The organism is Sphingomonas sp. Leaf339, from assembly GCF_001426195.1.
In the GTDB taxonomy this organism is placed as follows: Bacteria; Pseudomonadota; Alphaproteobacteria; order Sphingomonadales; family Sphingomonadaceae; genus Sphingomonas.
This window is the reverse complement of the sequence record NZ_LMRS01000001.1, coordinates 806,701-828,189: the sequence shown is the minus strand read 5'-3', so window position 1 is coordinate 828,189 and position 21,489 is coordinate 806,701. Positions and strand designations below refer to the sequence as shown.

The 21,489-nt window shown below is 59.6% G+C and carries 15 protein-coding genes and 1 tRNA gene; 7 read left to right on the top strand and 9 right to left on the bottom strand.

The annotated features are described in order from the left end of the window. Positions 1–342: 342 nt before the first annotated feature. Positions 343–1,608, bottom strand: coding sequence for an ATP-dependent Clp protease ATP-binding subunit ClpX (gene clpX, locus ASG67_RS03825; RefSeq protein ID WP_056525407.1), 1,266 nt, complete (start codon positions 1,606–1,608; stop codon positions 343–345). A 342-nt stretch (positions 1,609–1,950) separates the two neighbouring features. Here clpX and ASG67_RS03820 point away from each other — a divergent pair, with 342 nt between their 5' ends. Beyond that, positions 1,951–3,489, top strand: coding sequence for a hypothetical protein (locus ASG67_RS03820; protein ID WP_056525404.1), 1,539 nt, complete (start codon positions 1,951–1,953; stop codon positions 3,487–3,489). A gap of 12 nt (positions 3,490–3,501) precedes the next feature. On the opposite strand, the gene ASG67_RS03815 is transcribed toward ASG67_RS03820, so the two are convergent. Further along, on the bottom strand, positions 3,502–4,638 hold the full coding sequence (locus ASG67_RS03815) for a glycosyltransferase (protein ID WP_056525401.1): 1,137 nt from the start codon (positions 4,636–4,638) through the stop codon (positions 3,502–3,504). Between the two features lie 126 nt (positions 4,639–4,764). Then, a complete protein-coding gene (locus tag ASG67_RS03810) occupies positions 4,765–5,454 on the bottom strand; it encodes an ATP-dependent Clp protease proteolytic subunit (protein ID WP_056525398.1) in 690 nt (229 codons plus the stop codon). 198 nt (positions 5,455–5,652) lie between these two features. Between ASG67_RS03810 and ASG67_RS03805 the strand changes: the two genes are divergently transcribed. Together ASG67_RS03805 and ASG67_RS03800 are read left to right on the top strand one after the other, a co-directional pair. After that, positions 5,653–6,477: a hypothetical protein gene (locus ASG67_RS03805; protein WP_156460617.1), complete on the top strand. Its 825-nt coding sequence runs from the start codon at positions 5,653–5,655 to the stop codon at positions 6,475–6,477. 45 nt (positions 6,478–6,522) lie between these two features. Next, the gene (locus ASG67_RS03800; RefSeq protein ID WP_056525391.1) at positions 6,523–6,957 is read left to right on the top strand and encodes a hypothetical protein; all 435 of its coding nucleotides are present in this window, start codon (positions 6,523–6,525) and stop codon (positions 6,955–6,957) included. Here the strand turns inward: ASG67_RS03800 and ASG67_RS03795 are convergent. From ASG67_RS03795 to ASG67_RS03785, 3 genes are all read right to left on the bottom strand, one after another. Beyond that, a complete protein-coding gene (locus ASG67_RS03795; protein ID WP_056525390.1) occupies positions 6,920–7,846 on the bottom strand; it encodes a glycosyltransferase family 2 protein in 927 nt (308 codons plus the stop codon). The two genes, ASG67_RS03800 and ASG67_RS03795, sit on opposite strands and share 38 nt — an antisense overlap. Before the next feature lie 463 nt (positions 7,847–8,309). Then, positions 8,310–9,992 (bottom strand): trigger factor, encoded by a 1,683-nt coding sequence (tig, locus tag ASG67_RS03790; RefSeq protein WP_056525388.1) that lies wholly within the window; start codon positions 9,990–9,992, stop codon positions 8,310–8,312. Between the two features lie 64 nt (positions 9,993–10,056). Further along, positions 10,057–10,141, bottom strand: a tRNA-Leu gene (locus ASG67_RS03785). Between the two features lie 424 nt (positions 10,142–10,565). On the opposite strand from ASG67_RS03785, the gene ASG67_RS03780 reads away from it, so the two are divergent. Together ASG67_RS03780 and ASG67_RS03775 are read left to right on the top strand one after the other, a co-directional pair. Then, a complete protein-coding gene (locus tag ASG67_RS03780; protein ID WP_056525385.1) occupies positions 10,566–12,065 on the top strand; it encodes a tryptophan halogenase family protein in 1,500 nt (499 codons plus the stop codon). Next, on the top strand, positions 12,062–12,733 hold the full coding sequence (locus tag ASG67_RS03775) for a DUF6445 family protein (RefSeq protein WP_200940707.1): 672 nt from the start codon (positions 12,062–12,064) through the stop codon (positions 12,731–12,733). The genes ASG67_RS03780 and ASG67_RS03775 overlap by 4 nt, the downstream gene beginning before the upstream one ends. Here the strand turns inward: ASG67_RS03775 and ASG67_RS03770 are convergent. From ASG67_RS03770 to ASG67_RS03760, 3 genes are all read right to left on the bottom strand, one after another. Continuing rightward, positions 12,730–14,751: a hypothetical protein gene (locus ASG67_RS03770; RefSeq protein WP_056525382.1), complete on the bottom strand. Its 2,022-nt coding sequence runs from the start codon at positions 14,749–14,751 to the stop codon at positions 12,730–12,732. The two genes, ASG67_RS03775 and ASG67_RS03770, sit on opposite strands and share 4 nt — an antisense overlap. A gap of 74 nt (positions 14,752–14,825) precedes the next feature. After that, complete coding sequence (locus ASG67_RS03765) at positions 14,826–17,393, bottom strand: TonB-dependent receptor domain-containing protein (RefSeq protein ID WP_235535030.1); 2,568 nt, start codon at positions 17,391–17,393, stop codon at positions 14,826–14,828. A 612-nt stretch (positions 17,394–18,005) separates the two neighbouring features. Beyond that, the gene (locus ASG67_RS03760; RefSeq protein WP_056525380.1) at positions 18,006–19,052 is read right to left on the bottom strand and encodes a LacI family DNA-binding transcriptional regulator; all 1,047 of its coding nucleotides are present in this window, start codon (positions 19,050–19,052) and stop codon (positions 18,006–18,008) included. Between the two features lie 125 nt (positions 19,053–19,177). Between ASG67_RS03760 and ASG67_RS03755 the strand changes: the two genes are divergently transcribed. Together ASG67_RS03755 and ASG67_RS03750 are read left to right on the top strand one after the other, a co-directional pair. Then, positions 19,178–20,425 carry an MFS transporter gene (locus ASG67_RS03755; protein WP_056525377.1) on the top strand — a complete coding sequence of 416 codons (1,248 nt, stop codon included), beginning with the start codon at positions 19,178–19,180 and terminating at the stop codon, positions 20,423–20,425. Further along, positions 20,422–21,486, top strand: a complete 1,065-nt coding sequence (locus ASG67_RS03750; RefSeq protein WP_056525376.1) for a sugar phosphate isomerase/epimerase family protein — start codon at positions 20,422–20,424, stop codon at positions 21,484–21,486. Before ASG67_RS03755 ends, ASG67_RS03750 begins: the two co-directional genes overlap by 4 nt. Positions 21,487–21,489: the final 3 nt, after the last annotated feature.

The window sequence follows — 21,489 nt, the reverse complement described above, 5'->3', positions numbered from 1 at the left end:
GCCAGACCGCAATGGGCGATGTATCCAGAACGCTTTGCATTCTAGATATTTGAATATTCAGGTTTTTAAGAGATCTGGCCCACGTTTCCGCGGCCTATACATCATTTTTAAGCAACGGTTATTTATCGCAGGGCAACATAGTCAATCAAGACCGACCAACTGCGCCAATCAAATACGACCAGAGCATGACCGATCTGATATCGCGAACAAAACGCTTTCGGTTTTTTGCGTCAATATGGATACATTATTTACCCCCCGACCAGTCTCAATGGAAGGCCGCCAGGAATTTAATGGCGTCACCAGCCGACCCCTGGGCTGGTGACGCTGGTTCAACCCTAGCCGCTACGCGGCGTCGCCAGTCTTCTTCTTCTCGGCGTAGACGCGAATGGGCTCCTTACGGCCCTCAACGACGTCCTTATCGATCATCACTTCGTCGACGCCGTCCATGCCCGGCAAATCGAACATTGTATCTAGTAGGATCGCCTCTAGAATCGACCGCAGACCGCGGGCGCCGGTCTTGCGCTCGATGCCCTTCTTGGCGATCGTCACCAGCGCATCGTCGGTAAAGCCCAGTTCCACCTGTTCCATGTCGAACAGCTTCTGGTATTGCTTGACCAACGCATTCTTTGGCTCTGAGAGAATCTTGACCAACGCCGAGATATCCAAATCTTCCAGCGTCGCGATAACGGGCAAGCGGCCCACGAATTCCGGAATGAGCCCGAACTTCAACAAATCTTCCGGTTCAGTCGACCGCAATACTTCTCCCGTCCGGCGCTCTTCCGGGCTAGCGACATACGCGCCAAAGCCAATCGACTTGCCCTGCAAGCGGTCGCCGATGATCTTTTCAAGGCCGGAAAAAGCACCGCCACAGATGAAAAGAATGTTCGTCGTGTCGACCTGCAGGAATTCCTGCTGCGGATGCTTGCGCCCACCCTGTGGCGGTACGGACGCGGTGGTGCCCTCCATCAGCTTCAACAGCGCTTGCTGGACGCCTTCGCCCGACACGTCGCGCGTGATCGACGGGTTTTCCGCCTTGCGGCTGATCTTGTCGATCTCGTCGATATAGACGATGCCGCGCTGCGCTCGCTCGACATTGTAATCCGATGCCTGGAGCAGTTTCAGGATGATGTTCTCGACATCCTCACCGACATAACCGGCCTCAGTCAGCGTTGTCGCGTCCGCCATGGTGAATGGCACGTCAAGAATACGCGCAAGCGTCTGCGCCAGCAGCGTCTTGCCGCAGCCGGTCGGTCCCACCAGCAGAATATTCGACTTCGCGAGTTCGACATCGGCACCCTTGGCACCATGATTCAGCCGCTTGTAATGATTGTGTACTGCCACCGACAGCACACGCTTGGCCTGCTTCTGACCGATGACGTAGTCATCGAGCACATTGCAGATTTCCTGCGGGGTCGGCACGCCACCGTCCTTCTTGGACACCAGCGCCGACTTCGTCTCCTCACGGATAATGTCGTTGCAAAGCTCGACGCACTCGTCGCAGATGAACACCGTTGGTCCGGCGATCAGCTTGCGAACTTCGTGCTGCGACTTGCCGCAGAACGAACAGTAGAGGGTGCTCTTCGAGTCGCCACCGCTCAGCTTCGTCATTCAGATAACCCTCTTGGCAACCGCACCACACGGTCGCTCGCTATGCAGCGTGCGCCATCGGAAAATGGCACGCGGACACAGATATGGCCTCACGCCATCGGCTCTACAAGCCGTAACCGATCACCTCCGGGCGCAAACCGATAGTAATCCAGCCATGTGGATGCATTGATGCCTATCGACAAAGAACGAGTCCGGTCAGGTGGGTGGTGGCGGGAATCGCTGGTTTTACCGAAGCCTGAAGTGGGACAGGCTAACCTGCCACGGTTGTTGACACGTCCCATCGTCACCGACCACGATCATCCGTCGGATAGGTGACGCCGGCGCGCACCGAAGGGGGAACGGGTGCAAAATACGAAATTATATCCGGCTGACCGGCTTCGCTGGCTGGCGGCGATCGCAATCGTCCTGGCGATGGCGGTGCCGTTACTCGCTACGCCGTTTCCACTGCTGATCGATCTTCCCGCTCACGTCGCCCGTTATCATGTCGAGCGCAACCTGCCGTTCACTCCCGAACTAAGCCGATTTTTTACTTACTCCTGGCGCTATCTTCCCAATCTGGGCGTGGATCTCAGCGTCGCTTTCCTCAGTCAGTGGACGAACGTCGAAACTGCGGCGCGCCTCGTCGCGGCGACGATCCCGCCGATCGGTGCTGCCGGCATGCTATGGCTTGGTTATCGGCTGCATGGTCGCATCACCGCGACCGCGCTGCTCAGCCTGCCGCTAAACTATGCCTATCCGCTGATCTTCGGCTTTGTGAACTCCTGCCTCGCGGTTTCGCTGTCGTTCGTCGTCTGCGCAGGCTGGCTGACACTGGAGCAACGCGGCCAGACGCGCTGGAGCGCCCTTCTTCTGGCAATCGCCGCACCCGTCATCATCACAGCGCATATGATCGGTTATGGCGTCATGGGGCTGATGATAGCCGGCGTCGCGGCGGGGCAAGCCATGCGCCAAGGCCACCGTCCAACAGAGCTATTGAAAACCGTCTTTCTGAAGGCGTTGCCGATCTCCTGGCCGTTGATCCTTCTTGTGTTCTGGCGAAATGATCAGACCGGTACCGCCGGCAGGTGGTTCGATTTTGCGCTTGACGCCCGATGGCTGCTGATGATCCTGCGAGAGCGCCATAACATTTTTGACATTGCATCGGCCGGGATGTTGTATGGCGCGGCGTTGTTGCCCCTCCTAGCCCGTCGCCGGTTCAGCAGCGATCCGCGCGCGTTAGTGCCCGCGATCCTGCTATGGGCTTGCGTGTTCCTGATGCCCAGCCAGATCGTCGGGTCGGAGTTTGCCGCCGTCCGATTAATCGCACCCGCCCTGGCGCTCGGCCTGCTGGCCGTAAGCGAGGTGAAACCCCTGCCCCGATGGATCTGGGGATCTGCATTCACTTTCGTGCTGCTGCGGCTGGTCGTCAGCACCGTGACGTTCGTCGACGTATCCCAGAGGGCGGATCGGGAACTAGCACTGCTCGATCAGGTCCGATCTGGCAGCCGTATGGTGGCAATCTGGCTGACCGATTGTCGGCGCGACTGGGAACCGCCCCGCTACTCGCACCTCGGCGCATTTGCCACCGTCCGGCGTAACGCTCTGGTCAACGGGCACTTTATGAGTTCGGGACAACAGTTGATGTCGCTCGTCCCGAACGCCGACGACGCTCTAACAGAAGCGCCATCGATGATCTCCGCGGAGCCGTGCGAACGACTGGGACAAAAAGACAGCGCCGCCGATATCGTTCGCAGGTTGCCATGGCGGCACATCGATTATCTGTGGCTGATCGACATTGGCGATCTTGCCATACCCCTGCCGGTCACCGCGCATCAGATTGCGGCAACCGGCCAGTCACGCCTGTTGCGTGTCGATCCGGGCGTATTTGCTAAGCCTCAGTAGTAACGACGACCCCTATCGCTTACGCCACGTGAAGATCGAAGACATCGCGTAATTCCACACTACACTAACAAGCACACCAGCAATAGCGGAGAAGACCCAAAAGGTCTGATGATCGAAGAGCCAGTCAGCAATGCCAATATTGGCGACCGCTCCCGTCGCACAGACCAGATAGAAGCTGACCCAGCCGCGAAGCAACGCCGGACCACGAAGCCGTTGATCGCGATAAGTCAGCAAATTGTTGAGAAAAAAGTTGTTCGAGATCGCCACGATCGTCGCCACGGTCTGCGCGGCATTGAACGAAGTGCCGATGCCTACGAACAGGATCGACAGTACGAAGAAATGGACCAAGAGGCCCAGCCCGCCGACCATCGCAAAACTCATGAACCGAACCGGGATCACCCGACCAAATGCCTTGTCGAGGATCAGTTGAAAATATTCCCATAGCACCAGTGAGTCGAGCTTGCTTTCGCCATGCTGGCGCGTGCGGAATGTATAGGGAACTTCCGCCACTCGTAACGGTGCCGGCGCGCTAGCAGCGATGTCGAGTAGAATTTTGAACCCGACCGACGACAAGCGCGGCAACGACCGTTCGAACGCGGTCCGGGTCATCATGAAGAAGCCGCTCATGGGGTCGCTGATCGGCGTACGCGTCAACGTCGTGGCCATCCGCGTCGCCAGCTTGCTCGCTGCGGTCCGGCCGCGGGTCCAATCGCCAAAACTACCGCCTTCTACATAGCGGCTACCAACGACCAGATCGATATCGCCACCCTGCAACCGATCAAACATTTGACTTAGCAACCGCTCGTCATGCTGCAGGTCGGCATCCATCACCGCCACAAAAGGTGCTGCAGTCGCCATCACGCCCTCAATGCAGGCCGATGCCAAACCCCGTCGGCCATATCGCTGGACGACCCGGACCCGCGGGTTCTCCATCGCCAGGTCTCGCACTCGGGCTGCGGTCCCATCCGGCGAATTATCATCGACGAACACGATTTCCCACGCGACATTCGGAAGCGCCGCTGTAACCGCCGCGATCAGCAACGGTACATTGTCGATTTCGTTGAATGCGGGCACCACGATGGCCAGCTGAGCAGGCAGCGAATGCCCCGTCACGGCGCTAGCCTGTGGCAACAAGTTCAGTTGACCCATAGTCGTCCCCCTTCGCCCATCCGTGGTGCCGATGGCACTACCCTAAGTGGGGTAGCGCCGTTGGCAACCGCCGCCCGTCAGCGGCGGATGCCCCGGTATGGGACTTGGGAAACGGAGTGACGCGGCTCAGGCAGCGGCGGCTAGTTCATCGGTAGGCATCGGACGCTTGTCGAATACTTCGTCGATCAGCCCGAAATCCCTCGCCTCGTCCGCCTGAAGGAACGTGTCGCGATCCATCCTGCGCTCGATCTCCTCGATCGGCTGACCGGTATACTTCGAATAAAGCTCATTCATCCGCGCACGGATACGCAGGATTTCCTTCGCCTGAATCTCGATGTCCGATGCCATGCCCTGCGCGCCGCCCGATGGCTGGTGGATCATGATCCGCGCATTGGTCAGCGCGACGCGCATGCCCTTCTCGCCAGACGCCAACAGGAAACTGCCCATCGAGGCAGCCTGCCCGATACATACCGTCCCGACCCGCGGCCGAATATATTGCATCGTGTCATGGATCGCCATTCCCGCCGTAACGACACCGCCCGGCGAGTTGATGTACATGAAAATATCCTTTTTAGGATTCTCTGACTCCAGGAACAGCAACTGTGCAGTGATCAGGCTGGCCATGCCATCCTCGACCCCGCCCGTCACAAACACGATGCGCTCGCGCAATAATCGGCTGAAGATGTCGAACGAACGCTCGCCACGATTCGACTGCTCGATGACGATCGGGACCAGACCACTGCGGGTCTGCTGGAGGCCGACGCCAGCCTGCGTTAGCGGGCTCGCGAAATCGCCGGTCTCGAACGGATTGTGCATTATTGATATCCCTTATGCCGATGGCTTGTAGATCGACGGTCAAGCGAGCGACTTCAAGTCCTGATCGCTCACACAGATCGACCGTGTGCCGCATTCACACTGTCAGCCTATGTAGCGCGATCTCGGATCAATCTGCGATTGCCACCAGCATCCGGCGCCAGCCAATAGGCAAGATCAATCGGGCTCGGGGGAAAAATCGTGGAAAAACCAACAGCGTGGTTCCGCGAACGAATCCTCCTGTTTGCTTGCGTCGGCATCGGCGCCGCAGAGCGCATAGCCTGGGCGATCGTGCGTCCCGGTGTCGCTCATTCAGAGGCTGCATCTGTCGCAATTTCGCTGGCAGAGGGACGCGGCTTTGCTGATGCCTATGCTGCGGGGCAAGGCGCGACTGCACACCTCCTACCGATCACGCCGCTGCTGGCCAGCGGTGTGTATCGCGCATTTGGTATTCGCTCCTTGATGTCTGAAACAGTCCTGGCGTGCTGGTCCATCAGTTTGGCGCTAGGGTCATATCTGTTGTTTTATAGGGCGTTCGCCCGATTGGGTGTCTCGCAGTGGGCGCGGTTGGGCGCTTTGGCATTTTTGTGCCTTGCGCCAACTTATATCGGACAGGAAGTCATCGATTTTCGAATTTGGGAGGGCGGATTGACCGCCTTTCTCTCGGCTGTTTTTCTCGATCGCGTCATTCAGCAGGTTGACACGCCTCGCAGCGACTGGCGAACGATCGGCCTGTTTGCCGCATTAAATGCAGTGATATTCTTCGTGAATCCGGTGATCGGTATCGGCTGTTACTGCTGCGGTGCCATTCTCATTATTCAGACGATACCATGGCGGCGCATCATACCCGCTGCCGCCGTCGCGACGCTATGCCTCGCCCTTTTTGTGGTGCCTTGGGCACTACGAAACCAAGCCGCACTTGGCGCGCCGGTCTTACTGCGTAGCAACGGGGGATTGGAACTAGCACTGGCTATGTATCCCGGCGCGGTACGCCCGGCGGATCCGGCCCACGCCATGGAAACCTGACTGAAAGCTATCCATCCGTTTGGCAACCCCGCCGTGTTGCGACGAATGCAAGCTGTTGGTGGAGAGGTCGCCTATGCACGCGCATTAGGGGCTCAGGCGACGGCGTGGATCCGATCCGCACCGATCGACGCCGCTACTATCGCCATTCGCCATGTCACTGAGGTCTACGCTCCGCGCCCGTGGCAATTCAGTGTCTCAGCCAATGGCACCGGAACCGGTATCAAAGCACTATTCGCAACGCTGGTTGGGATACTCGGCCTGGCAGGCGTTCTACTCGCCATCGCGCAGCGACGCCGTCATTGGATCTTTCCTGCGCTGATGGCGACAGTATCGGTTATGTTGCTCGCGCCGTTTCAGCCGGTACCCCGCTACACCTACTTGTTCTACGCGATGCTAGCCTATTGCGCCGCCTTCCTGATATCGTCGCTGATCGACATGCTGATCAGGGCGCGGGATGGGACAGATATGCCAATCGCCTGACCTCGCGTCGGCCGCGCACCACCGTATCCAAGATTAGCCCGGTGAAAAAACTGAGCGCCGCGAGGATGATCAAGCCGGTAACGAGGATCGCAGTCGGCATCCGTGGGACCAGTCCGGTATCGGCATATGTAACGATCAGCGGCACCGACAACACGATGCCGAGGAGGCCGAGCACCAGCGCACCCGCACCGAAGAACCACAATGGCCGTTCGAAGCGGTACAATGTCAGAATTGTATTCAAGATGCGCCAGCCGTCGCCATAAGTATCAAGCTTCGAAATGGAGCCTTCCGGTCTCGCGTAATAAGGCGTCTCGATCTCTGCACAGGGCATTTTCAGCTCGAGCGCGTGTACACTGATTTCGGTCTCGATCTCGAACCCTGCGGAAAGAGATGGAAAGCTCTTGACGAAGCGCCGTGAAAAAACGCGATAGCCGGTGAGAATATCGGTGAAGCTACGCCCAAACAGCCTTCCGAGCATTCCGGTCAGCAGCGCATTGCCAAATCGGTGACCGCGTCGATAGGCAAGTTCAGCCTCACTTATCCGACTACCGACGACCATGTCGAGCTTCTCCGTGATCAGCTCGTCAACCAGCTTGCCGGCAGATGCCGCATCATATGTCGCATCGCCATCGGCCATCACGTACACATCCGCGTCGATATCGGCAAACATACGCCGCACGACATTACCCTTGCCCTGAATACGTTCACGACGAACAATCGCACCCGCCGCGGTCGCGATCTCGACAGTTCGATCCCGGCTGTTGTTGTCATATACGTAGATATCGGCATCCGGCAGCGCGACGCGAAAATCGCTCACAGTCTGACCAATTGCCGCCTCTTCGTTGTAGCATGGCAGCAGTACCGCAATCCGCGGCTGAATTCCGGTCATTAACACCCCCTGTGACAGCGTGATGCGCACGCTATGTCAAGCGCATAGCAGGGCGATTTTGACCGGGCGAGAAAAAGCGGGGCAGAAGCCGATGCTTCCACCCCGCCACAAACGCTCGCGGAAATTTCTTATTTTCCTCAGATCAGCTACATCAAGCAGGGCACCGCTCTGATAGCAGCCAGCAGAATCGAGCTCATATCAAGCCAAGATCTGATCAAATATAGATAAGGTGGGTCCCGGCCAGCAGAAAGAGCCTACGCAGAGCCATCCGCTTCCCCCGCCTTCGATTAGCTACTCAACAGATCTTATCGGTCGTGTAAGGAGATGCGTAATCTGGAGCGGTATTACGCCAAAGGTAGCTTCAACTTAGAGGAAGCCCCCAAAACGGATCAGTCTGGCGCTGCTACCATCAGATACCACTGCCGGACCACCTGAGTTTTGCCGGCAGTGGTTATCGAATGGATTATTCGCCGGCGACCTCTGCCTTTGCCTTCTTGGCACGCGGCTTCTTTACTGGCGCATCAGCGGCTTCCGTGCCTTCGGCGTTTTCGGCAGCCCCGGGCGATGCTTCTGTCACCTGAGTTTCGGCTGCGATCGGAGCGGCCTTCTTGGCGCGCGGCTTCTTGGCGGGCGAAGCTTCCGTGCTCGCGTCGGCAACAGTTTCCTCTGTCTTGGCAGCCGCCTTTTTCACCTTCGCCTTTGGTGCAGGTGCTTCGGTAGCGGCTGCCTCCGCGGCATGATCATGGCCATGATGGTCGTGGTCATGCCCGTGATGATCGTCATCGTGGTCATGGATATGCGTACCGGTCGCAAAGCCATCCTCGCTTTCGATCGCCGCTTCCAGTTCCTCACGCGTCGTCTCACGGTCGGTGATCTCGGCCTTGCCGAACAGGAAATCGACGACCTTGTCTTCATACAGCGGCGCCCGCAGCTGGGCAGCCGCCATTGGCTCCTGCTGGACATACTGCATGAAGCGCTGGCGATCCTCGGCATTATACTGCTGTGCAGCCTGCGCGACTAGGCGATTCATCTCCTGCGCGTTGACCTCGATACCATTGGCCTGACCGATGTCGGACAGCAACAGACCCAGGCGCACGCGACGCTCGGCGATCTTCTGATAATCCTCGCGCTCGGCCTCCATCTCGGCCTTCGCCTTTTCCGGATCAGCCTCGTGGGTCGCCTCATGCTCCAGCTGCGACCAGATCTGGGCGAACTCGGCTTCGACCATCGACGGCGGCACTTCGAAGTCGTGCCCGTCGGCCAGCTGGTCGAGCAGCTTGCGCTTCATATGCGTGCGCGTCAGGCCATTGTGATCTTGCTCGATCTGCCCCTTGATGAGACCGCGCAGCTGATCCAGGCTTTCGAGGCCCAAATTCTTTGCCATGTCGTCATCGATCTTGGACTCGCCTGCGGTCTTCACCGACTTGATGACGAGGTCGAAAGTTGCCGGCTGACCTGCCAGTTCCTTGGCCTGATAATCTTCCGGGAAGGTAACCGAAATCTGCTTCTCCTCGCCGGCTTTCACGCCGACGATCTGATCCTCGAATCCGGGGATCAAACGACCCGACCCAATCTCGACGCCCATGTCGGTGCCAGTGCCACCTTCAAACGCCACGCCATCGGCGGTCTTGCCAATGAAGTCGACCGTGACGAGATCACCCTGCTCGGCCGCCTTGTCGCCGGCGTCGTCCCAGCTCTTCTGACCTTCGGAGAACTTCTTTAGCTGCTCGTCGATTGCCGCGTCTGAGACGGGCACCGTGAGGCGCTCCAGCGTCAGCGCATCGATCGCCGGGGCCGGCACCTGCGGCAGCACTTCGAGCGAAATCTTGACCTCGGCATCCTTGCCGCGCTCATAGCCTTCGCCCAACTCGACCGATGGTTGCATGGCAGGACGAAGCTGCTTTTCGGCCATTAATTCCTGGATGCCCTGCTGAATCGCCGAGTTCAAAGCGTCCTGTGCCAGCGACTCGCCGTGCATCTTGCGAACCAAGTTCACGGGAACCTTGCCGGGACGGAAACCGGGCATCCGCACCTGCGGTGCGACGCGCTTCACTTCGGCATCGACCTTGGCGTCGATATCCTTCGCGGTGATGGTGAGCGTGTAGGCGCGCTTCAGCCCCTCGTTCAGCGTCTCGACAGTCTGCATTGCTGGCCTTCGATCTGGAGAAATCTTTTGTCGGTGGTCAACCCGCCTGCGCTAGCGGCGGGACTGGTGCGGGCGAAGGGACTCGAACCCCCACATCTTGCGATGGCAGGACCTAAACCTGCTGCGTCTACCAGTTCCGCCACGCCCGCATCCGAGACCCGCCGTTGGGCGGGCGTCTATACCAGCCCAGTGCGCTTGAGCAAGCGCCGAGGCAACCCCTAGAGCGAACGATCGTTGAAAGGGGGTAAGGAGAGCAGATTATGGCTACCCAGCCACCCCCTGAAATGCCCGTTCCGTCGACGCAGCCCGTGCAGCCCGACGCGCCGCCACCGGAAATTTCACCTCCGGCGCCCGATTTCGACCAGCCGTCGCCTGGTATTCCCGCTGGTGATCCCGGAACGTCGCAGCCTGCCGAAATCTAGAATCTGACGAAGGTTAGATTGAAATAAATTTCTAGGATCTAATTAGCTGTACAGTCGGCCGTCCGTCGAATGACGTTCGGCCGGTATTTTATTTTACCCAATCCGAACAGTAACTTTTATTAGCTTACCTCCTTGGCAGAGGATCAGCCAGATGCGACGTATCGAACGCGTGGTCATTCTGGGCGGGGGCACCGCCGGGTGGATGACTGCGGCCGCACTCAACGCGACCTTCGGCCACACGCTTTCGATCAACTTGCTCGAGTCCGATGCGATCGGCACGGTTGGCGTCGGTGAAGCGACCATCCCCACGATCCGCTGGTTCAATGAATTGATTGGGGTGGATGAGGCGGATTTCGTCCGCGCCACAACGGCCAGTTTCAAACTGGGCATCGAGTTCGTTGACTGGGCGCAGCCGGCGCATCGCTATTTTCATCCATTCGGACGATATGGCGTTGATCTGGATCGGGTGCCTTTTCATCAACACTGGCTGCGCGCGCAGCAGGACGGATCGGATCGACCACTCTCCACCTATTCGCTGGCGACCCAATTGGCCGCCGCCGGGCGCTTTGCCAAGCCCGCCAGCGAGCACCGATCGATCCTGTCGACGCTGGGTTATGCCTATCACTTTGACGCCGGTCTCTATGCGCGGCATTTGCGTGGGATCGCCGAAGGTCGGGGCGTCACGCGGCAGGAGGGCGTGCTGGGGCAGATCGAGCGCGATCCCGACACTGGATTCATCACTGCGCTGAAGACCGAACGCGGCGATCGGCTGGCGGGCGACTTGTTTATCGACTGTTCAGGTTTTCGCTCGCTGCTGATCGGCGAAACGATGGGTGCGAATTTTGAGGACTGGTCACATTGGCTGCCTTGCGATCGCGCTGTCGCCGTGCCTTGCGCGCGCGTCGCCGAGACGACGCCCTATACTCGTTCGACCCTGCGCCCGGCGGGCTGGCAATGGCGTATCCCTCTGCAGCATCGCACCGGCAACGGATATGTCTATGCAAGCGATCACGTCTCGGACGACGAGGCGGCGGCAACACTGCTCACCCATCTGGATGGTAAGGCGCTCGCCGACCCGCGCTTCCTGCGGTTCAAGACGGGGTTCCGGCGCGAGGCGTGGCGCGGCAACGTGGTTGCCATCGGATTGGCATCGGGGTTCCTCGAGCCACTGGAATCCACCAGCATCCACCTGATCCAAAGCGGCATCGCCAAGCTCATCACGCTGTTCCCCGACGCCGATTGCGACCCCGGATTGGCGCGCCAGTTCAACACTTTATTCAGTCGAGATATGGACGGTATCCGCGATTTCCTGATCCTCCACTATCACGCCACCGAGGGTCACGATGCGCCGCTGTGGCGGCATACGCGGACGATGGCGCTGCCCGACACGCTGGTCGACAAGATGGAACAATATACCCGCACCGGGCGACTGATGCTCGGCCCCGACGAATTGTTTCGTGAGGCGAGTTGGCTGGCGGTCCTGAACGGACAGGGCATCTATGCGGCAGGCACTGCCCCGATTGCCGATACGCTGGACGGAGCAATGAACCAGCGGCAGCTCGACCAGATCGAAGCGGCCATCGCCCGTGCGGTGCCGACGCTACCGCGCCACGACGAGGCAATCGCCGCGTTGATCGGCGGCCCGCGTTGACCGGCCCGCGCGTTCTGGTCCGCGAGATGGGCAATGAGCGCGAACCCGTCGCGATTATCGATGATTTCGCCGCCGATCCAGATGCCCTACTCGCCTTTGCAGCCATGCAGCAATACGCGCCGGCCGGACGTCATTATCCGGGCATCAAGGCGTCCCTGCCCGACGATTATCTCCGACGACAAAGCCCATTGATCGCAACGATCCTGCGCGACGTGTTCGGCGTAACTGCAGTGGCATCGGTACTGGAAGCGCGATTTTCGATCGTTACCACCCCACCGATCTCGCTATCGATCGCGCAGCGGCTGCCACATGTCGATGCACTGGAACCGGGCAGGTTGGCGTTGATCCATTATCTAGTGCCGGGCGGCACCGATGGAACCGCCTTCTACCGTCACCGGGCGACCGGGTTCGAAACAGTCAATGCGATCCGTGGACCGGCCTATTTTGCTGCGCTCCGTCATGAAATCGAGAGTGCTCCGCTACCTGACGCCTATATCGCGGCGGACACGCCGTTGTTCGAACGTACCGGCCATGTCGACGGGGCCTATAACCGCGCATTGCTGTATCGCAGCCGTGTACTGCATTCGGGAGCCATCGCACCCGATGCGATCCGCTCGAGCGATCCGACGAAGGGGCGATTGACTGTAACAGGCTTTTTCGCCGCCTAGTTACTTTTTGGTGGACGCACCGCCAGATAGACGGTGCTCCACAATTGCGCGGCGTTGGATTCGTCGACATCCGCTTTGCCTGCGCCGAACGCCACGATCTGATAGTGACCGCCGCGGAACGCCCACGACCATAATTCGGAGCTTTGCACCGAGCGCGATGCCGCGATCACGCGCCACAATGCCGCCTGCGCCGCCCTTAGCCGCCCCCGTGTCGCGGTCGGCAAGTCAGTGCGGGTCAACTGACGCTCCAGCCCCGCCGCCATCATCGCCTGCTGCCACGACCACACTACCGCGCCGTGATAGGCCGCAGGCGTGAACCGTTCCTGCGTTTCGCGATCGGCGAACGCAGGATTGGCAACAAGCAAACCGATATCAGTCATCAACCCGGCGGGAAAAGGCCGCATGATCGCGGTCACATACTGGTCGAGATTAGCCGGGGACGGTCGGCCGAATAAAAGGTCGAAACACTCGTCCGAACTGACGATCGGCACCGTCCGACCAGTGGAGTCAAGTGACAACGCATGGAACACCAGCGGCTGCCGATCCAGCGTGGCGATGGCGCGATCCGCCGGTACGCCGACTGTCGCAGCATATTGACGTATCTGCGCGCCCGCTTCGGGTGCTGAAATCTCGACGCGAAACAGCGCCCCCGCTTGGTCGCGCCAGACCCTTGCCATCGCGCCTGCCCGACCGAACGTCGTGCGATCATCCGCGGATAGATACGCATCGAGCAGGCCTGCCTTCAGCAGCCGATCGGCGGCCTCGATAGCGGCAGGGATCAGCGCGGCGTTGACATCATACGCATACACACCACGCCCCAGTCCCTCCTCACTGTCGCGCCATTCGCCAGTCAGGCGCCCGGGTTTCAGTGCGATCATCGTTCGCACCGATGGTGCGTCCGCGAAGGCGCGGGATTGGCTCAACACGAACCGCAGATTGCGGACAAGCGATGCGCCGACCAGCTCGCGCTGGCCCGGCTGGCTTTCGCTGGCGAGCGGTTGCGCCAAATAGGCTCGGGCACGAGCTTTGCCGGGACCGAGGAGATAATCGGCGGCGACCGGTCCCAGCATATAATCGTCGTCGATCATGCCATAATCGAGTTCGGCAGCATCGCCGGCACGGCCTGCCTTGCGGTTCTGGACGACGGCGAACTCGCCGATGCCCTCTTCATGCGCGACCTCTCCGGTCGGCGACAGCCGCGCGATCACAGCGTTCAATCCGGACTCGATCGCGACGGGTTGCAGCGCCGGCATCAACAGCCTCACCGACATCAGCGTATCGCGGCCGAAATACGTGTTGAATCGCCATGAGCCCGCAAGAAATTTCTCACGGTAGCTGAGAAAGGCGAGCGCGCTTCGGGCCGCAGCGTCGGCGGCAGCGTTGCGATTGAGCAATTGCGCGACGGGAATCGGCGTCAGCGGCACGTCGCCGGTCAGGGCGCTGATCTCGATCCGGATACGCCCACCGTTACCGGCAAGGATCGCTCCTTGCACAATGTGCCCCTCGACGACGCGGATGATCAGTTCATAGCCCGCCGCGCCATCCAGCCGCGACCGTCGCCACGTCATGGTGTTGCCGGCAATTATCGGCATCGCCGCGACCTCCGCCGGAAAACGACCGACCGCCTGATAATCGCGGAGGAAACGGACGCTCGACAGCACCGCTTGCCTGGGCACCAGGCGCTTCGCATCGATCTTGGCGACGGCGATTGCGCCGTGCAGGGCGCCGCGATCGAGCGGCCGAGGCGGTGTTTCCAGCCGCCACGTTGCCGCCTTTTCAATCCGCTCGAACCACAAGCCGACACCACTGTTACCAGCCGGAAATGCGATAAGAATGCGCGGATCCCTACCGTTACGCAGTAAGAGATGGGCGGCTACCGAGCCATCACGAACAAAGGCGTTGAGGTTCTGCCCCTCAGTCAGTTGATAGGCGAGTTCGGGGCGAGACGGCGTTTGCGCCATGCCGACGGTGGCCAGCGCCAGCGTCGCGACGCCCGTCCAAATCGCGAATCTCGCCATGCCGTCACTCCATCATGAATGGAGCGGCCGAACGACTCCACGCCCGCCGCCCCCGTCTGTCACATGGTCGTCGATCAGAACCGGAACGTCACCGATCCGCCATATGTCGCGCCTACGATACCACGGGCGTAGAAATACCCATCGGTGATTGCCTGTGTCTGGCCCTGTCGCGGGTTACCCTCGGTCAGCCCGATGACGTTGAAGATGTTGTCGGCATTCAGGTTCAACTGGATATTGTCACTGAGGTTATACGTCACGCCGACGCTGGTGACGCCATAACTCGGTAGCGCGACACCATTGCCGGCATCGGCATAGATCTTGCCGATATGCTTGTAGCGCCCATAAACCTCACCCAGCCCACCCGGTAATTGTATCGCGGGCGAGATCGTAAATAACGTCGCGGGCGTCCGTTCCGGCCGGTTGCCCTCGAAACCGTCCTGGTTTGCACCGTTGATCTGCAGGTTCTGTAGCTTCGGATCTTGAAAAACACCCTGCAGATTGACCGAGAACCAGTCGATCGGCCGGACGTTCACGTCGATTTCGACGCCGATCGTGCGCAGATCGGCGTTGATATTGCTCTGGACGGTCGGGTTCACCGGATCGGCGAAGTTATAGTTCTGGTTACGGAAATTGGTGCGAAACACCGTCGCCGACCCGTTAAACAGGCGGCCATATTGATAACGAACACCCGCTTCGTACAATTCGATAGTAGTGATCGGGTCGATATTATTGGTCTGGAACCCGTTGGCATAGCGCGCGTAGATCGCGAAGTTCGCCGTGAACTGATAATTGGCGCCCACCGTGTATGAGGCCTTCGACTGAGTCAGCTTTCCATCCGCTCCCGTGCGGTCAAGGTTGGTCGGCGCATAAACGCCGTTGAAGGTCGATCCCACGTTGCGAACCACGCCGACCACGCCCGGCTGCACATCTTGGTTCACCGCCGCCGTCTGGCCATCGAATGCGGTAGCCGTGTCGCGCTCCCAGCGAATGCCACCGTCGATCCGCAGATCACCGATCGCCAGTTCGTCGTTGGCATAGAGCGATACGGTCGAATCCTTCCGCTCCCGAATGCCCGCACCCCAGTCGCCATAGGAGACGAGGCCATTGTCGCTAAGCGTGCCGACGATGTTGTTCGACGCGTCCAACCCGACGATGTCGTAGATATCGCTGTTGGTGCGCACGTCGTTTACGACACTGGCGGTCGCCGACTGATCTTGCGAACGCTTGACGTTGTAGTACATAACGCCGGCCGTAAGCGAATTCTTGAAGTCGTCGGCGTCATATTCCCACGTACCGCCAGCATTCAACCCGAAGTCCTTGCCATCGACATAATCGTGGTTGAGCGTCGTCCGCTGAAGAAAGCCGTTGCCGTTCAGGGCGTTTAACTCGGTCGTCTGGTTTGATCCCAGCACCACGCCGGTACGCAGGTTCTTGATGCCGAAACGCTGTGTCGTTGGAAAAGCGGCGAACCCGGCACGCAACAAATCAATGATCGGCGATGTCGCTGGATTGGGCGTCAGATAGTTGACGGCGCTGGTAAGGCCGGCGTTGCCCGTCCCCGACCCCGGAAACAGACCGTTGAAATCGTACGAATATTTCAGATAACGAGAATGCGCGAACAGATTGATTGAATCGCCGAGTGGCTTTTCGATATCGAGCCGCACCTGGGCAGTCTTCGTTTTGACCCCATCGCGATAACGAAAATCGCGAAAACCGCTGGGATGCGCAAAGGTCGATACAGGCACCGCGATGTTGTTGAAAGCATCGCCACCGACATTACCGAACTGCGTGTTCAGGCTGGGAATACCGCCCGGCTTGCCGCTCGTGAAACGATAGGGCTGATCCGCGTAATAGGCATTCTCGACATTGCCACCCTTGCCAGACAATCGGATGAAACCGCCACCGTCGAACCGATATTCCAACGCACCCTTCAACCGCCAGCCGGCATAATCGAAGGGGTTGTCGCGAACGCCGGGACTCGACTGAATATAACCGCCCACATTAAAGGCCAGATTCTCGGCGATGGGCTGCGAGTAATAGAAGTCGCCTCGCTTCAGGCCATAATTGTATGCCGTGACTCGGGCGATGGCTTCGGTCCGGTTGAAGTTTGGCAACTTCGAGACGAAATTGATCGTCGCCCCGGCCCCGTTGACGGTCAGCACACCTGACGAGCCGCCTTTGACCGCTTCCAGCCGATCGATGGTCAGGTCTTGATCAAAGAAGAAGTCTGCACCGCCGCCGCCATAAAGGATCGGCATGCCATCCTCCTGCAGCTGAACAAAGCGCTGTCCGCCGCCTTGCAGGCCGCGAACCGAATAGTTGTTGGAGATCGCACCGGCCGTCCCCTCTACGAAGATGCCAGGAACCAACTCGAGCATATCGGCGGTGGACCGCGGCGCCTTGCGATCGATATCCGCGCGATTGGCGAGCGTGATGTCGGCGGAAGCGGAGATCAGAGGACGGTTCCGCGTCGTCTGTCCGGTGATGACGATATCCGGACCATCCTCTGATGCGGTAGTCGGATCCTGAGTCGGCGGCGTCTGTGCCGTCGCGGGTGGTTCAGTGGTCTGAGCAAAAGCCGGAAGCGTGATGCTCGCGCAGCTGGCGAGAAGCAACGTGCGAAAGGCGCAGCGGTTGGTCATCAGTAATCCTCTCCAACGTACCGGTTTTTCTCCGAAAACCGTTGCAACGATGTCTACAGATCGTTCGGATCAGCGACAACGTCGCGCATCCTTCGTTCGCAGCTTTGTTGAATACTGTGGCAGATTCATCGCAGTATCCTGCCTCGGAGACACCGTTGGAGTTTTGCCTGATTCCTGCGACCGTGATGCGTCGACTACTGTTTCCGGTACGAGTTATGGAAAGGCGGGATCGATCGTGGTTTGCAGGCTAGGTTCGACCACAGGCGATATTCGTCCGTCACCATCCGGAAATCGGCGTTAGGCAAACGCAACAGCACCAAGGGGTCAGCCGTTGTAGCCACTTCCACAATTGAATCATGACTGCGCGCACCGATTGCGCTTGGCCAGCATTTGGCAGAGATACTATCCCTACTTTCAGATTCGATACACGCTACGCCACCGTGCAAGGAACACATGCCCGCAACTGGGCCTACGTCTTCCACCTGGTTACCCGCATTTCGTCACCGTCGGCTGGCCTTGATCGTCGCGCCTCGAATTTTAGCAGCGAATGACAATATCCCAACGGCGACCCAAGTCACAGTAAGCGAATACGGCACTTACGCGGATTGCGTGTCAGACGCGAAGTCGCGGTATCGATCCCCTCGCGCCTTGAGCGGGTACCGCCGTGCTGGCACGGATGATGATTTCATGCCTCAGCGTGACATGCCGGGTCGGGCTGTCGATATTGTGCAGGATATCGACCAGCAATTCGACCGCACGACGGCCGATCATGCCCTTGGGCTGCGCAATCGTGGTAAGCGCTGGCTGAAAGAAGCGAGCAAGCGGCAGATCGTCAAAGCCAATGACGGAAATGTCGCGGGGACACTCCAAACCAGCCTCGGCAATCGCACAAATCGCGCCCAGCGCCATCTCGTCGCTGAAACAAAAGATCGCGGTCACAGCACCGTGGTCTCGCCGAGCTATCAGATTCGTAACCTGGGTAAAGGCTGATGCCGCCGAATAGTCACCAATGCAAAGACAGAGCTGATCGACCAATCCGTGCCGTTCGGCCGCCACCATCGCCCCGGCCAGGCGATCACGACTGATCGGACTGATCGTGGGTCCGGTGATGATGCCGATATTGCGATGACCCAAAGCGATCAGATGCTCGACGGCATCGCTGCTGGCGGCCGCGTTATCGATGTGCACGCTGGGGACGCCAATATCCGGGCTGTACTCGCACCCGTTGACGATCGGAGCTGCGGTGCCATCGCATGACACAAGCGGCTTCAGGCTAGCCGGCAGACGATGGCCGAGGAAGATCAGGCCATCGACCTCACGCCGGGACAGCATTTCTGCATATTGGTCCTCGACTTCCGGATCATGCCGGGTGTCACCGACCACCACGGCGTAGCCCGCATCGCGCGCTGCTTCTTCTGCCCCGCGAATCACGCTGGCGAAAAACGGATTGGAGATGTCGGGCACCGTCAGCAGAATTTTAGCGGCCCTGAGCGTGCGCAGGCTCCGCGCCGCGATATTGGGCGAATAGTTCAGCGTCTGGACGACCGCCAACACTCGTTCCCGCGTATGCCGGGCGACGCGTTCGGGCTTCGATAACACCCGTGATACCGTCGCCGTGGACACGCCAGCCAACGCAGCGACGTCGATGATCGTCGTCATCGCCCTGTCATGGATCGAGATGCCTCTCTTGTCGATAGCGTGGAATGTAATCCTTTACATCGCCACCCACCATGCCTAGCCTGCGCATCAAGAAGCAGGAAAACTGCGTGAGGAGAGGTTGACGCATGGCCACTGCCGAAGGTGCAATAAACGCCGCCGAACGTCCGGCGGACGGGCTGCTCACCGGGCGCCTCAGTGCGCTGATGTTCATGCAGTTCTTCGTTTGGGGTGCTTGGACCGTCACACTGGGCCTGGTGATGCAGACGGTCGGGATAGGCAATCTGATCGGCAACGCTTTTTCGGTCGGGCCGATCGCCTCGATCGTCGGATCCTTCCTGCTCGGCATGGCCGCCGCGCGATATGTCAGCCCGCGCATGCTGATGGTGATCCTTCATCTGATCGGCGGTGCAATCTTATTTATGCTGCCATCACTGGTGAACCCGGAACGCGGCGACACGCTCGTCTGGGTGCTGCTCGGCTACATGATCCTGTATATGCCGACGGTCGGGCTCGCCAACACGATCGCGCTGAAGAGCCTGGGTGATCGGACCGACCGGTTTCCCTTCGTACGCGCGTTCGGCACGCTGGGCTGGATTGCCGCCGGCCTGATCGTCGGCTGGGCCGGCCTGTCCGCCAGCCCGCAGATTTTCACGATCTCGGCGGTCGTTTCGATCGCCTTGGGATTGTATAGCTTCACGCTGCCTAACGTCGAACCAGACGCACCTCGCGATGAAAGCGTGGTCCGGCAAGTCTTCTGCGTCGAGGCGTTCAGCCTGCTGAAGCAGCGCTCGTTCATGATCTTCATCACCTGCGCGACGCTGATCTCGATCCCGCTGGCGATGTATTACGCTTATGCTTCGCCGTATGTCGGCGCGACCGGCATCGTGAATGTCGGCGGAACGCTGGCGATCGGGCAGATGTCCGAACTGGTATTCATGTTCTCGATGCCGTGGCTGTACCGGCGGTTCGGGGTGAAGCCACTACTGCTGGTTGGCATGGCCGCTTGGGCGTTGCGCTATGCGCTGTTCGCGATCGGCGATGGCGGCGCGTCGATCTGGGCGGTCTATCTTGGTGTAGCGCTCCACGGCGTTTGCTATGATTTCTTTTTCGTGGCCGGCGCGATCTACACCGGCACGATCGCGACGCCGAAGGGTGTGAACGCGCAAGCCCAAGGAATGCTGACGCTGTTCACCTATGGCGTCGGGATGTTGCTCGGATCACAGATCGGCGCGATGCTTTATGCGCAGTTGCCCGCCACACCCAGCATCGCCGATTGGCAGCAGATGTGGTGGTATCCAGCGGTCGCCGCCGCGCTGATCGCAATCCTGTTCCAGTTCACCTTTCGCGATACCAAGACGGAGGCCGCCGCATGAAGGCGATGAAAGGACCGGGCATTTTCCTCGCTCAATTCATGGGTGATACGGCGCCGTTCAACACGCTGGAGAGTCTCGCCGAATGGGCAGCGGGGCTGGGTTATGCCGGCGTGCAGATACCCTGCAACACGCAGTTGATCGATCTGTCGCTTGCCGCTGAGAGCAAGACCTTTTGCGACGACCTGAAAGGAACGCTCGCTAAACACAACATCGAAGTCACAGAGTTATCGACGCATCTTCAAGGCCAGTTGGTCGCCGTCCATCCCGCCTACGATACGCTGTTCGACGGCTTCGCGCCGCCTGAGGTCCATGGCAAACCCGCGGAGCGTCAGGTCTGGGCGGTTGAGCAGGTCAAATTGGCGGCAAAGGCCAGCGCCAATCTGGGGCTCTCAGCGCATGCAACCTTCTCCGGCGCATTGGCATGGCCCTATGTCTATCCTTGGCCGCAGCGGCCGGCCGGACTGGTCGAGGAGGCGTTTGCCGAACTCGCCCGCCGCTGGATACCGATCCTCGATGTCTTTGAAGCAGAGGGCGTCGATTGCGCGTTCGAGATTCACGCGGGCGAAGACCTGCATGACGGCGCGTCATGGGAGCGCTTCCTCGCCGCGGTCGATCACCATCCCCGCGCGCGCCTGTTGTTCGATCCGTCGCACTTCGTGCTGCAACAGCTTGACTATCTCGACTTCATCGATCGCTATCACAACCGGATTTCGTGCTTTCACGTCAAGGATGCGGAGTTCAATCCGACCGGGCGTTCGGGCGTCTATGGCGGGTACGAGAACTGGGTAGATCGCGCCGGTCGTTTCCGCTCGCTGGGCGACGGGCAGGTCGATTTCTCATCGATCTTCAGCAAGATGGCGCAGTATGGCTATGACGGCTGGGCGGTGCTCGAATGGGAATGCGCACTGAAGCGGTCCGAGGATGGTGCGCGTGAGGGCGCGCCCTTCATCCGCGATCACATGATCCGTCTGACCGAACGTCCGTTTGACGACTTCGCGGCCAGTGGCGTCGATCGTGCGGCGATCCGTTCGCTGCTCGGCCTGTCGAGGGAGTCGTCGTGAAAC

Bases quoted from the DNA above. Each gene is read 5' to 3' on its own strand.
- clpX (WP_056525407.1), bottom strand. From the start codon at position 1,608: ATGACGAAGCTGAGCGGTGGCGACTCGAAGAGCACCCTCTACTGTTCG.
- ASG67_RS03815 (WP_056525401.1), bottom strand. From the start codon at position 4,638: ATGGGTCAACTGAACTTGTTGCCACAGGCTAGCGCCGTGACGGGGCAT.
- ASG67_RS03810 (WP_056525398.1), bottom strand. From the start codon at position 5,454: ATGCACAATCCGTTCGAGACCGGCGATTTCGCGAGCCCGCTAACGCAG.
- ASG67_RS03800 (WP_056525391.1), top strand. From the start codon at position 6,523: ATGCAAGCTGTTGGTGGAGAGGTCGCCTATGCACGCGCATTAGGGGCT.
- ASG67_RS03795 (WP_056525390.1), bottom strand. From the start codon at position 7,846: ATGACCGGAATTCAGCCGCGGATTGCGGTACTGCTGCCATGCTACAAC.
- tig (WP_056525388.1), bottom strand. From the start codon at position 9,992: ATGCAGACTGTCGAGACGCTGAACGAGGGGCTGAAGCGCGCCTACACG.
- ASG67_RS03780 (WP_056525385.1), top strand. From the start codon at position 10,566: ATGCGACGTATCGAACGCGTGGTCATTCTGGGCGGGGGCACCGCCGGG.
- ASG67_RS03770 (WP_056525382.1), bottom strand. From the start codon at position 14,751: ATGGCGAGATTCGCGATTTGGACGGGCGTCGCGACGCTGGCGCTGGCC.
- ASG67_RS03765 (WP_235535030.1), bottom strand. From the start codon at position 17,393: ATGACCAACCGCTGCGCCTTTCGCACGTTGCTTCTCGCCAGCTGCGCG.
- ASG67_RS03760 (WP_056525380.1), bottom strand. From the start codon at position 19,052: ATGACGACGATCATCGACGTCGCTGCGTTGGCTGGCGTGTCCACGGCG.
- ASG67_RS03755 (WP_056525377.1), top strand. From the start codon at position 19,178: ATGGCCACTGCCGAAGGTGCAATAAACGCCGCCGAACGTCCGGCGGAC.
- ASG67_RS03750 (WP_056525376.1), top strand. From the start codon at position 20,422: ATGAAGGCGATGAAAGGACCGGGCATTTTCCTCGCTCAATTCATGGGT.